Source organism: Pseudomonas sp. CCI1.1, assembly GCF_034348165.1.
Taxonomy (GTDB): Bacteria; Pseudomonadota; Gammaproteobacteria; order Pseudomonadales; family Pseudomonadaceae; genus Aquipseudomonas; species Aquipseudomonas paracarnis.
Map to the genome: position 1 here is coordinate 2,723,228 of NZ_CP133780.1, position 11,710 is coordinate 2,734,937.

Below are 11,710 nucleotides of genomic sequence, written 5' to 3' on the forward strand. Positions count from 1 at the left end.
CAGGAAAAAGAAACAACAGACAGCCAAGCATCGCCCACCGTGATGCTGTTGGATGATCCAGGCCGGTCTCCGGGCTCATGAGTGGCGCTTTTGATAGCAAGCAGCCGAGGGCGCGCCTTCCCATATCGCACGCGACACAGTGGCAAACAGCACCGTCTTGACTCATTTACCGTTGCGGGGGCAGCGCCGGAATCGCGGCAGCACTGTGTACAAGTGCGCTCGCTCACCGGCTTCCCTGTTTCACTCCGTCGACGCGTACGCCACAGAGCACCTGGAACAAGCCGCGAAGGTTAGTGGGTTGGGGGTGGAGCGTCAATTAAAGCTGGCCTTGTACTTGAACCATCCGCCGTTCGTGCTTCTCTACCCCTACAGGTATCAAGGAGAAAACCATGCCTAAAACCCGACTTGCCCTACTGATCATGTTCGCCGGTAGCCTCGCTGCGTGCGGCGAAAGCTCGACCCTGCAGGTCGCCGACGGCACCGGGCCCTCGCCCCGGCTGCCGGAGCCGAACAAGACGTTGATCCCCACCGTCAATATCGCCCCGGCCATCGGCTGGCCCGAAGGCGCCAAGCCCGTCGCCGCCGCCGGCACCCAAGTGGCCGCATTCGCCGAAGGCCTGGACCACCCGCGCTGGCTCTACGTGCTGCCCAACGGAGACGTGCTGGTCGCCGAGACCAATGCACCGCCCAAGCCGGACGATGCCAAAGGCGTGCGCGGCTGGGTGATGGAAAAAGTCATGGACCGCGCTGGCGCCGGCGTGCCGAGCCCGAACCGCATTACCTTGCTGCGCGATGCCGACCATGACGGTGTGGCAGAAACTCGTACGGTGTTCCTGGAGAACCTCAACTCGCCGCTTGGCATAGCCTTGGTGGGCAACGACCTGTACGTGGCCGATTCGGATAAGTTGCTGCGCTTCCCCTATCAGCCAGGTGAAACCGCGATCACCTCCCCAGGCACCAAGGTGGTGGATTTACCCGGTGGCCCTTTGAACCACCACTGGACCAAAAATGTGGTGGCCAGCCAGGACGGCAGCAAGCTGTACGTGAGCGTCGGCTCCAACAGCAACGTCGGCGAAAACGGCTTGGAAGCCGAACAGGGTCGCGCCGCCATTTGGGAAGTCGACCGCGCCAGCGGCCAACACCGCATTTTTGCCTCCGGCCTGCGCAACCCCAACGGCATGGCCTGGGAACCCCAGAGCGGCAAGCTGTGGACGGCAGTCAACGAGCGCGATGAGATCGGCAGTGACTTGGTGCCGGATTACATCACCTCGGTCAAGGATGGCGGCTTCTACGGCTGGCCTTTCAGTTATTACGGCCAGCATGTAGATGTGCGTGTGACCCCGCAGAACCTGGACATGGTCGCCAAGGCCATCGCTCCCGACTATGCGGTAGGCCCCCATACTGCCTCGCTGGGGTTGACCTTCGCCGAGGGCAGCAAACTGCCGGCCCCCTTCAGTAATGGCGCATTTATCGGCCAGCATGGCTCCTGGAACCGCAAGCCGCACAGTGGCTATAAGGTGATTTTCGTCCCCTTCGAAGGGGGCCAGCCGAAAGGGCAACCGGTGGATGTGCTGACGGGGTTTCTTGATAGCGATGAGAAAGCCATGGGCCGGCCGGTCGGCGTGGTGATAGATCAGCAGGGGGATTTGCTGGTGGCCGATGATGTGGGCAATAAGGTTTGGCGGGTGTCGGCTGTTAAGTAAATAACCACATACCCATGTGGGAGCGGGCTTGCCCGCGATTACGGTGGCCCAGCCAACTAAGCCGTTGACTGACACACTGCATTCGCGGGCAAGCCCGCTCCCACATTTTGGAGTTTTATTGATTCAGGGGTTACGCGCCAGATTCCCTGGCAACACGCGCTTGGCACTCAGGTAGGCATTCTGCCAATACGCTTTGGATAGCGTATCCAGCTTCACCGTACCGCCGGTCTGCGGTGCATGCACGAAGCGCCCTTCGCCCACATAGATGCCCGCATGGCTGACCCGCGAACCGCCACCGGTGGCGAAGAACAGCAGATCGCCGGTTTGCAGGTTTTGTTCGCTGACATCCTGGGCACGCATCACGATCAATTCACGGGTGGTGCGCGGCAATGAGATGCCGGCAGCGTCGCGAAATACAAAGCCGATCAAGCCACTGCAATCGAACCCCGAGTCCGGTGTGTTGCCGCCCCAGCGATATGGCGTGCCGACCAGGCCCAGCGCACGAAAGAGCACGTCTTCGGCAGCAGGCGAGAAATTTTGGGTGGCATAGTTGAACACCGGCTTAGGCTTGACCGCGACGGGCGCGGGCGGCGGTGTACGACTGGCGCAGGCGCTGAGCAGCGCGGCGCAAACAATAAGCATCAGGCGGGCCGAGGTCGACATGTGCAGAACAATCCTGGTCTGGATGCGGCTTTCGCTGCCGAACGTTGAAAACCAGAACGCGCAAGCAAAGCTCGCGCGAACGGATGACAACAATGTCCAGGGATTCTAGCGCTTACACGTCAAACTTCAAGTATCACTTTAACTTTACTTACTAGCGGTAACCGTAGTCGGAGCCATGGCGAGTGCACGCTTGGCTTCGATGAAGGTTTTGCTCCAGTAGCTGTCACCGAGGTTATCGACCCGAACACCACCACTGCGGCGGCTGCTGGAGTGAATAAACTGGTTATCGCCCAGGTAGATACCGGCGTGGCTGACACGACCGCGACCACTGGTACTAAAGAAAAGCAGATCACCGGGCTTGAGGTTGTTTCGCGCGACCAACGGTGCATTCACGTTGATCATCTCGCGCGTAGAGCGCGGCAGATTCATGCCAGCTTCTTCACGAAACAGGTAGCCAATGAACCCACTGCAATCAAAACCGGCTTCCGAGGTGCCGCCGAAACGGTAACGGGTACCGATCAAGGACATGCCGCGCTCAAGGATGCTGTCGGCCAGAAGAGGCAGTTGGTAAGGCTTGCTGTCAGAGAACTCGGCGAGTTCTTTTTCGGTTGCCACCTCTTCTTCATAAACAGAAGCAGACTGTGCAGCAACGAACTTTGCCTGATTTTGAACCTGTGGTTTTTGCTGTTCTGCCACCTGCTGAGGGTGGGAGGCGCAACCAAACAACAGGGTAACGAGTGCGAGAGGCACGAGGGGTGCGAAGCGATTTAGCATGGGCACGACCGTGGCTGATGTGTAAAGAAGCCGAGACTATGCCCTCTATCACATCGATTTGCAAATTCAATCGCGATCTATGTGACTTATCGTTTCGACTATGCCATCTAAGCCGTGATTCCATTTCTCGCTTGAGTTGCGTAGCCCTTCGGGCTCAAACGCAGGTTTTCTGACGCCTTGAAAATGCCGTTACACGGAAAATCAAGACCTTACCAGCCCAAGGTTTCTTTCAGGAAAGGGATCGTCAATTTTCTTTGTGCCTGCAAGGAAGCCTGGTCGAGTTGCTCAAGCAAATCGAACAGCGCGCTCATGCTGCGGGTGCCACGGGTGAGGATAAAGTGCCCGACTTCGTCGGTCAGGTGCAGGCCACGACGGGAAGCGCGCAGTTGCAGCGCACGCAGCTTGTCCTCATCGGATAATGGGCGCATCTGGAAGATCAACGCCAGGGTCAGGCGCGACTTGAGGTCAGCCAGCTTCACCGGCAGTTCACGCGGTGAGGTGGACGCAGCGATCAGCAAGCGCCGGCCGCTGTCGCGCAAGCGGTTGAACAGATGAAACAGCGCCTCTTCCCACTCCGGCTTGCCGGCCACTGCCTGCAGGTCGTCGAGACACACCAGTTCATATTGCTCAAGGTTATCGAAGATGCCGATCCCGCGGTCCATCAATTCGGCCAAGGGCAGGTAGACCGCCGGCTCGCCCGTCTGCTCGAAACGCAGGCATGCGGCCTGCAGCAGGTGGGTACGCCCCACGCCATGCTTGCCCCACAGATAGATCAGGCTTTCAGTCCACCCGGCGTCGGCTTCGCAAAGCCGCTCCACATAGCCGAGTGCAGCGGCATTGGCGCCTGGGTAGTAATTGATAAAGGTAGCGTCATCACGCAGACGCACACCTAGGGGCAGCTGAATCGGTTTCATGCTGACTGAACGGCTCCCATCGAACCGTTAGTGGCCTCTATGTAAAGTTTGCAAAGTTTATACCCGTGACGCCGGGCGCACAATGCAGCAGACCACAAGCAAAATCAAAGGTTTGCGTTAACCCGGGGGTTTTACGCAGTTTGTTTGACGCACCCCGGCGCCAGAAACAACAAACCCGGCCAGGGCCGGGTTTGTGACACCGCGATTACAACTCGGGCTCATCCACCCCGGTATACACGTCCGAATCCTTGTACAGGTCGTGCACATGGCGCACCAACACCATGATCACCGCCGCCACCGGCAGCGCCAACAGGATGCCGGTAAAGCCGAACAGCTCGCCACCCGCCAAAATCGCAAAGATCACTGCCACCGGGTGCAGGCCGATCCGATCGCCCACCAGCAGTGGCGTCAGCACCATGCCTTCCAAGGCCTGGCCCACCATGAACACTGCGACAATCCCCAGCATCGGGTACAGGTCGCCGCCGAACTGGAACAGCCCGGCCACCAGCGCCGCACCGATGCCGATCACAAAGCCCATGTACGGCACGATGGCAGCCAAGCCCGCGATCAAGCCGATCAACAGCCCCAGCTCCAGGCCGATCGCCATCAGGCCAGCAGCGTAAATCACCCCCAGGGCCAGCATCACCAGCAACTGGCCACGCACGAACGCACCCAATACCTCATGACACTCCGCTGCCAGGGAAACAACACGCTCTTCGCGGTCACGAGGCAGCAGACTGCGGATCTTGGCCATCATGATGTCCCAGTCTCGCAGCAGGTAGAACGCCACCACCGGGATCAGCACCAGGTTGGTCAACCAGCCGATCAGCGCCAGGCTCGACGCAGTCGCCTGGCTGAGCACCACCGTGACGATATCGGTGGTCTTGTCCATATGCTCGCTGATAGCTGCCTTGACCTTGTCGAACTTCCAGAAGCCATCGGCCAGCCCGAACTTGGACTGGGCCCACGGCATGGCCGTGTGCTGCAACCAGTCGAGCATCTGCGGCGCCAGCTCATAGAGGCGAAACAGCTGCTTGGCCAACATCGGCACCAATATCAACACCAGCGCCGTGATGATCAACGTGAACAGCGCAAACACCGTGATCACGCCCCAGGTGCGCGACATGCCGACTTTTTCCAGGCGATCCACTACGGGATCGAACAGATAGGCGAGCAGTAGCGCCACCAGGAACGGCGTCAGGATCGAATGCAGCAAGAACACAAAACCGCACAGCAGGACAATCCCGCCAAGCCACACCCAACGACGCGTATCCGCCATAAACCACTCCATCTGTTTTTTACGCCCTTCTTCTATATAGAAGGAGGAACACTATTTACCAACGAAAACGCAGTTGCGCCTGGGGCTCAGGTGCAACAGCCGGTTGCGTGCCATCGATCACGGCTGGCTGGGCCGGGGCTTCGCCAGCAGGAATTTCCTGCAGCTTGGCCAAGCTCAATTGGGTGCGAAGTTGTTCGGCGCTGCCATTGACGCGATACACGATCCGGGTGCCATCCACTAACTGCGGCTGGCCGCCAAAGGGCTCCAGCAAACGGCCCAGGGCGGCGTAGCGCTCCAGGTTCATGCCTTGCACTTCAAGCAGTTGCTCACTGCTCACCCCAGGTTTGACCGCAAAGCGCGGCGCCAGCTTTTGGCTGACCGCCAGCAATACCGCGTCGGCGAGTGCGGCAGTGTCAGCGCCTTGGGCGGTGCCCTCCTCTGCCTTGTCGCCCAGCCAAAGGCGCCATTTGGCCTGCCATTGGCTGCCTTCCTGGCGCGCATGCACTGCCAGCAACGCATCGGCACCGTAACGCTCGGAGGCTGCGCGCAAAGGCGTGGCGTCCGGGCTTTCAAGGTTCGGCGCGGTGGCGACTACCTGTTCATCCAGGTCTCCCAGCGGCAAGCGCAGCGGCAGACCCCGGTGTTGCGCGGCCCGGCGCAGGGCCTGGGCAACGGCCTGGCCATCGCCGACCAGGCTGCTGCCTTCAGTTGAATCGTTCAGCCACCAACCCAGGATCGATGGCCGGTTGCTGCCCCAGATCGACAGGCCCGCATCCCGCAAGGCGCGGTCGGTGCTGACCGGGTCGAAGTCCACTTGCAGGCTTTCTGGCGGGCCGGCGTCGTAGCCGTACTGGCTGATGATTTGTTGCGGGTCTTTGCGGATCGCCGCCAGGCCAGGGCCATCGGCGGCCTTGGCGTCGCCGGTCAGGCGGATCACGAGGGTCTGCACGGCACGCTGGGTGGCCTGGTCGCGCTCTTGGGGCGACTGGCTGCTGACCGGTTCAAGTACTTGATAGAGGCCATTGAGGGTTTCGGCATGACTCGCCAGGCTGACCAACGACAAGCAGCCTACAAAGAAGAATTTACACAGACGCATGGAAGATTCCCGAACGACAAATTTAGCGGTTGGAACAGACCGCGTGATCTCGGTTTGGCAAGGCTGTGACACAGCGACCGGTAAAACATTCACAAGGTCCCGGTAAGTTTTCATACTGTCATAACGCTAGCGAGCTCAAGGCTATACCTTAATACGCACGATTACCGGCCCGATTTGCATTTTTTTGAACTCATATGCCCTGCCCGTCGGCCCGAGGATGGCCGCTGCCCCTCAAGCCTGATAAAATCGCGCGCCTTCGCAGACCGTCAACGGCAGGGCACTTTCCAAAAGCCCCCGCCCGCCCGGTCGTTACCCAGAAATCCCCCCTAAAGGCCTGGATCATGAGCAAGCAACCCTCCCTGAGCTACAAGGACGCCGGTGTAGACATCGACGCCGGTGAAGCATTGGTCGAACGCATCAAGAGCGTCGCCAAGCGCACTGCGCGCCCTGAAGTCATGGGTGGCCTGGGCGGTTTTGGCGCCCTCTGCGAAATCCCGGCCGGCTACAAGCAGCCTGTACTGGTGTCCGGCACCGACGGCGTGGGCACCAAGCTGCGTCTGGCCCTGAACCTGAACAAGCACGACAGCATCGGCATCGATCTGGTCGCCATGTGCGTCAACGACCTGGTGGTGTGCGGCGCCGAGCCGTTGTTCTTCCTCGACTACTACGCCACCGGCAAGCTCAATGTCGAGACCGCGACCCAGGTCGTAACCGGCATCGGTGCTGGCTGCGAACTGTCGGGTTGCTCCCTGGTCGGCGGTGAAACCGCTGAAATGCCAGGCATGTACGAAGGCGAAGACTACGACCTGGCCGGCTTCTGTGTCGGTGTGGTGGAAAAAGCCGAGATCATCGACGGCTCCAAAGTAGCTGCTGGTGACGCCCTGCTCGCCCTGCCATCGTCCGGCCCGCACTCCAACGGCTACTCGCTGATCCGCAAGATCATCGAAGTGTCCGGCGCCGACATCGAGAACATCCAGCTCGACGGCAAGCCACTGACCGACCTGCTGATGGCGCCGACCCGCATCTACGTCAAGCCACTGCTCAAGCTGATCAAGGACACCGGCGCCGTCAAGGCCATGGCCCACATTACCGGTGGCGGCCTGCTGGACAACATCCCGCGCGTACTGCCAAAAGGCGCCCAGGCGATTGTCGACGTGGCCAGCTGGCAGCGCCCGGCTGTCTTCGATTGGCTGCAGGAAAAAGGCAACGTCAACGAAACCGAAATGCACCGCGTGCTCAACTGCGGCGTGGGCATGGTGATCTGCGTTGCGCAGGAACACGTTGAAACCGCACTGAACGTGCTGCGTGAAGCCGGCGAGCAACCTTGGGTCATTGGCCAGATCGCCACTGCCGCCGAAGGCGCAGCCCAGGTTGAACTGAAGAACCTCAAGGCTCACTGATGCCCCAGACCTGTGATGTCGTGGTGCTGCTTTCCGGCACCGGCAGTAACTTGCAGGCCCTGATCGACAGCACGCGCACCGGCGACAGCCCGGTGCGCATCGCTGCGGTGATTTCCAACCGCAGCGACGCCTACGGTCTGCAACGCGCCCGTGACGCGGGTATCGATACTCGCTCCCTGGATCACAAGGCGTTCGACGGTCGCGAGGCCTTCGACAGCGCCTTGATCGAACTGATCGACGCCTTCAACCCCAAACTCGTGGTCCTTGCCGGTTTCATGCGCATCCTCAGCGCAGATTTCGTCCGGCACTACGAAGGACGCCTGCTCAATATCCACCCTTCCCTGCTGCCCAAGTACAAAGGCATGCACACCCACCAGCGCGCCCTCGACGCCGGCGACAGTGAGCATGGCTGCAGCGTGCACTTTGTGACCGAGGAACTCGATGGCGGGCCTCTGGTCGTACAGGCAGTGGTTCCGGTAGAGTCAGGCGACTCGGCGCAGACGCTTGCGCAACGGGTTCATACCCAGGAACACAGGATTTACCCGCTGGCTGTTCGCTGGTTTGCCGAAGGACGGTTGATTCTTGGCGACCAGGGTGCATTATTGGACGGCCAGTTACTCGCGGCCAGCGGCCACTTGATTCGAACCTAGGAGATTTTATGCGTCGCGCCCTGCTTTTCGCTTTTGCGCTGTTCGCTTTGCCTGCCGTACAAGCGGCAGACCTTCACCCCTTCTCCGTCAGCTACACCGCCGACTGGAAACAACTGCCCATGAGCGGTTCGGCTGAACGCAGCCTGAGCAAGAATGGCGACGGTACCTGGACCTTGAATTTCAAGGCCTCGATGATGATTGCCAGCTTGACCGAAACCAGCGTGATCCTGTTCGACAAAGACACCCTGCAACCCAAGAGCTACAGCTTCGAACGCGGCGGCCTGGGCAAGGCGAAGAAGATCAACCTGGACTTCGACCAGAGCGCTAAAAAAGTCACCGGCTTTGAAAACAAAGACCCGGTCAATGTCACTCTCGAAAGCGGCATGCTCGACAAGTCCACCTACCAGCTTGCTCTGCAACGCGATGTTGCCGCCGGCAAGAAGAGCATGAGCTACCGCGTGGTTGAGGGTACTGATACCGATACCTACGACTTCCGCGTGATCGGCTCGGAAAAGGTCCAGACCAAGGTCGGTTCGATCGACGCGATCAAGGTCGAGCGCGTGCGCGACCCGTCGCAGAGCAAGCGCATCACACAGATGTGGTTTGCCAAGGACCAGGGCGGCATCCTGGTTGCCCTGCGTCAGGTCGAGACTGACGGCAAGGAATACAACATCATGCTGCAGGATGGCACCGTTGACGGTAAGGCTGTCAAAGGCAGCTGATTGCTGATGCACCGGAAAAGAGCCTCGCTGAATGCGGGGCTTTTTTTTGGTGCGCCAGGCATGGCGCGTTGCGCGCAAGCGCAACCAGCTTGGCTGTGGTGGCCACGCTGGTGACTGGGAGGTGAAAGTCCTCTACACACCCGGCAAGGGGAAGTGTTAGCCAGAGGCAAGGGTGTCGCGGGTGACTGCGAATCTGAAGGAAGCCCGAGGCAAAATGCTGGCCTGACGAACAGGAAGCGGATAGAGGCGGCGCAGCGGGGTAAGAAGGCCAAAATCTTCAAAGCCCAATACTTGCACGGAACGCTGTGACGTAGATCCGACAGGCATAAGCAGGAAGGTCGCGCGAATTACCCTGGGAGATCTGCACGTTTGCCAGTGTGCTACCGAGCGTCGAGAGGCGATGGGATGAGCGTGCAGAAGTCAGCCGAAGCCGTAGTAAGTGGCGAATAACCGCGCCACCAAGGGCCGAACAGGTTATGCCGCCAGTAGGCGTCAGAGTCTCGTTGAATACCGAAATGCAGAAATTTCTCCAAGAGAAGACTGTGACTCCGAGTCCCGGACAGAATCCGAGGATGACGGCTGACAGCGCAAAGGTATCGACGGCATCTGTGACGTGGACGAACGCGGAGCCGGACACGCTGATGGCGCGGGTGCTTGCACCGGCCAACCTCAGACGTGCGTATCAGCGCGTGGTCAGCAACAAGGGCGCGCCGGGTGCCGATGGCATGACGGTCGACGACTTGGCGGACTACGTGAATCAGTATTGGCCGATCCTCCAGAGGAGGTTGCTGGCCGGCGAATACCACCCGCAAGGTGTACGCGCCGTCGACATCCCCAAACCCAAAGGCGGCACCCGACAACTGGGCATTCCCTGCGTCGTGGATCGCCTGATCCAACAGGCACTGCTGCAACAGCTCACGCCGATCTTCGACCCGCTGTTTTCGGATTACAGCTACGGCTTCCGTCCGGGCAGAAGCGCCCACCAAGCCATCGAGACAGCCCGCGCCCATGTGGCGGCAGGGCATCGCTGGTGCGTGGAACTCGATCTTGAGAAATTCTTTGACCGGGTCAACCACGATCTCCTGATGGCGTACGTGGCGCGCCAAATCGTAGATAAACGCGTGCTCAGACTGATCCGGCGGTACCTCCAAGCCGGTGAGATGTCGGGTGGGATCGCCAGCCGACGGCAGGAAGGGACGCCGCAAGGCGGCCCGCTCTCGCCGTTGCTGTCGAACATCCTGCTCAACGAACTCGACCGCGAGCTGGAACGGCGGGGTCATCGCTTCGTGCGTTATGCCGACGATGCGAACATCTATGTGCGCAGCCCTCGTGCTGGCGAACGAGTGATGGCCAGTGTTGAGCGCTTCCTGAATCAGCGCCTGAAACTAACGCTGAATCGGGATAAGAGCCGAGTAGCCGGGTCTTGGATGTGTGATTACTTGGGTTACGGGATGAGCTGGCATCAGCAACCGAGACTGAGAGTGGCGACGATGAGCCTGGGTCGCTTGCGCGACCGGCTCAGAGAGCTGCTACGTAAAGCGCGGGGCCACAAGGTGGCGACTGTCATCGAGCGGATAAACCCCGTGCTGCGCGGATGGGCGGGCTACTTCAAGCTGAGCCAGAGCAGACGGCCACTTGAGGAATTGGACGGCTGGGTGCGTCACAAGCTTCGCTGTATCGTCTGGCGTCAATGGAAGCGGCCCTCTACGAGGGCGCGCAACTTGATACGCTTGGGACTTAATGCGGCGCGGGCGTGGAAATCGGCAGTCAATGGCCGAGGCCCATGGTGGAACTCGGGAGCGCCCCATATGAATCAGGCGTTGCCGAAGAAGCTGTGGGACCGCCTCGGGCTGGTCTCGATACTGGATACGATAAACCGACTTAACCGTATAACCTGAACCGCCGTATACGGAACCGTACGTACGGTGGTGTGAGAGGACGGCGGATGTGAATCCGCCTCCTACTCGATCCTGGGATTTTTAGGGGACGCCACTCCCGCTATCGCATGCAAGCCAGCTCCCACAGTGGAATGCATTCCAAGGTGGGAGCTGGCTTGCCTGCGATAGCGGTGCCGAGGTCAACCTAGCCGACCTGAACATGAAACTTTTGTCATAAAGCCGCTGCGCTGGCGACGCAATGCCTTGGTTTACAAGGCCTGCAGCATTGTTGCGTTCCCCGCAATGAATTATTGCGCGCAAAATCAGTTTACTTAGCAAGCTAACAAATCATATAACAGAGGCCTGCGACGACTTGCCGCAGATCAACCAGAGATTGGAGCAAGCAGATGACTGTAAAAGTAACTGAACGCGACGATGAACATATGTCCCATGAAGCAGTAGGCCATGGGATTCACATCTGGGATGTCCATCAGCAAGACGTATTGGTCGGCATGTTTCACAACGAGAGCGACGCCCACAACTATAAAAACGAGCTCGAAACTCTCGAACTGCAACGCCAGGCAAAAAGCTCCTGAAGCTCTGAAATCATGTGGACGCCCGGCCCACGCAGC

At 59.7% G+C, this 11,710-nt stretch carries 11 protein-coding genes and 1 riboswitch; of the genes, 6 read left to right on the plus strand and 5 right to left on the minus strand.

The genetic code is table 11. The features are described from left to right. Positions 1–42 precede the first annotated feature (42 nt). Positions 43–290: riboswitch (cobalamin riboswitch) on the minus strand. Between the two features lie 99 nt (positions 291–389). Beyond that, positions 390–1,703, plus strand: a complete 1,314-nt coding sequence (locus tag RHM69_RS12115; RefSeq protein WP_200600320.1) for a PQQ-dependent sugar dehydrogenase — start codon at positions 390–392, stop codon at positions 1,701–1,703. A gap of 123 nt (positions 1,704–1,826) precedes the next feature. Here the strand turns inward: RHM69_RS12115 and RHM69_RS12120 are convergent, their stop codons facing one another. The 5 genes from RHM69_RS12120 to RHM69_RS12140 all read right to left on the minus strand — a co-directional run bounded on the left by RHM69_RS12120 (position 1,827) and on the right by RHM69_RS12140 (position 6,429). Next, positions 1,827–2,366 (minus strand): C40 family peptidase, encoded by a 540-nt coding sequence (locus tag RHM69_RS12120; RefSeq protein ID WP_003193049.1) that lies wholly within the window; start codon positions 2,364–2,366, stop codon positions 1,827–1,829. Positions 2,367–2,510: 144 nt separating this feature from the next. Next, positions 2,511–3,140, minus strand: a complete 630-nt coding sequence (locus tag RHM69_RS12125; protein ID WP_003193051.1) for a C40 family peptidase — start codon at positions 3,138–3,140, stop codon at positions 2,511–2,513. A 209-nt stretch (positions 3,141–3,349) separates the two neighbouring features. Then, positions 3,350–4,054 (minus strand): DnaA regulatory inactivator Hda, encoded by a 705-nt coding sequence (gene hda, locus RHM69_RS12130; protein WP_014719395.1) that lies wholly within the window; start codon positions 4,052–4,054, stop codon positions 3,350–3,352. Positions 4,055–4,259: 205 nt separating this feature from the next. Next, complete coding sequence (locus tag RHM69_RS12135) at positions 4,260–5,333, minus strand: AI-2E family transporter (protein WP_014719396.1); 1,074 nt, start codon at positions 5,331–5,333, stop codon at positions 4,260–4,262. A gap of 55 nt (positions 5,334–5,388) precedes the next feature. After that, the gene (locus tag RHM69_RS12140; protein ID WP_014719397.1) at positions 5,389–6,429 is read right to left on the minus strand and encodes a DUF2066 domain-containing protein; all 1,041 of its coding nucleotides are present in this window, start codon (positions 6,427–6,429) and stop codon (positions 5,389–5,391) included. 341 nt (positions 6,430–6,770) lie between these two features. On the opposite strand from RHM69_RS12140, the gene purM reads away from it, so the two are divergent. From purM to RHM69_RS12165, 5 genes are all read left to right on the plus strand, one after another. After that, positions 6,771–7,829: a phosphoribosylformylglycinamidine cyclo-ligase gene (purM, locus tag RHM69_RS12145; protein WP_014719398.1), complete on the plus strand. Its 1,059-nt coding sequence runs from the start codon at positions 6,771–6,773 to the stop codon at positions 7,827–7,829. Then, the gene (purN, locus tag RHM69_RS12150) at positions 7,829–8,479 is read left to right on the plus strand and encodes a phosphoribosylglycinamide formyltransferase (protein WP_003193061.1); all 651 of its coding nucleotides are present in this window, start codon (positions 7,829–7,831) and stop codon (positions 8,477–8,479) included. Before purM ends, purN begins: the two co-directional genes overlap by 1 nt. Positions 8,480–8,487: 8 nt before the next feature. After that, a complete protein-coding gene (locus tag RHM69_RS12155) occupies positions 8,488–9,201 on the plus strand; it encodes a DUF3108 domain-containing protein (RefSeq protein WP_014719399.1) in 714 nt (237 codons plus the stop codon). 476 nt (positions 9,202–9,677) lie between these two features. After that, positions 9,678–11,099 (plus strand): group II intron reverse transcriptase/maturase, encoded by a 1,422-nt coding sequence (gene ltrA, locus RHM69_RS12160; RefSeq protein ID WP_011805433.1) that lies wholly within the window; start codon positions 9,678–9,680, stop codon positions 11,097–11,099. Positions 11,100–11,485: 386 nt separating this feature from the next. Continuing rightward, entirely contained in the window at positions 11,486–11,674 is a 189-nt protein-coding gene (locus tag RHM69_RS12165) for a hypothetical protein (protein WP_003193064.1), read from the plus strand. The last annotated feature ends 36 nt before the right edge of the window (positions 11,675–11,710 follow it).

Excerpts from the sequence above, each read along its gene's own strand:
- RHM69_RS12115 (WP_200600320.1), top strand. The coding sequence starts at position 390 with ATGCCTAAAACCCGACTTGCCCTACTGATCATGTTCGCCGGTAGCCTC.
- RHM69_RS12120 (WP_003193049.1), bottom strand. The coding sequence starts at position 2,366 with ATGTCGACCTCGGCCCGCCTGATGCTTATTGTTTGCGCCGCGCTGCTC.
- RHM69_RS12125 (WP_003193051.1), bottom strand. The coding sequence starts at position 3,140 with ATGCTAAATCGCTTCGCACCCCTCGTGCCTCTCGCACTCGTTACCCTG.
- hda (WP_014719395.1), bottom strand. The coding sequence starts at position 4,054 with ATGAAACCGATTCAGCTGCCCCTAGGTGTGCGTCTGCGTGATGACGCT.
- RHM69_RS12135 (WP_014719396.1), bottom strand. The coding sequence starts at position 5,333 with ATGGCGGATACGCGTCGTTGGGTGTGGCTTGGCGGGATTGTCCTGCTG.
- RHM69_RS12140 (WP_014719397.1), bottom strand. The coding sequence starts at position 6,429 with ATGCGTCTGTGTAAATTCTTCTTTGTAGGCTGCTTGTCGTTGGTCAGC.
- purM (WP_014719398.1), top strand. The coding sequence starts at position 6,771 with ATGAGCAAGCAACCCTCCCTGAGCTACAAGGACGCCGGTGTAGACATC.
- purN (WP_003193061.1), top strand. The coding sequence starts at position 7,829 with ATGCCCCAGACCTGTGATGTCGTGGTGCTGCTTTCCGGCACCGGCAGT.
- RHM69_RS12155 (WP_014719399.1), top strand. The coding sequence starts at position 8,488 with ATGCGTCGCGCCCTGCTTTTCGCTTTTGCGCTGTTCGCTTTGCCTGCC.
- ltrA (WP_011805433.1), top strand. The coding sequence starts at position 9,678 with ATGCCGCCAGTAGGCGTCAGAGTCTCGTTGAATACCGAAATGCAGAAA.
- RHM69_RS12165 (WP_003193064.1), top strand. The coding sequence starts at position 11,486 with ATGACTGTAAAAGTAACTGAACGCGACGATGAACATATGTCCCATGAA.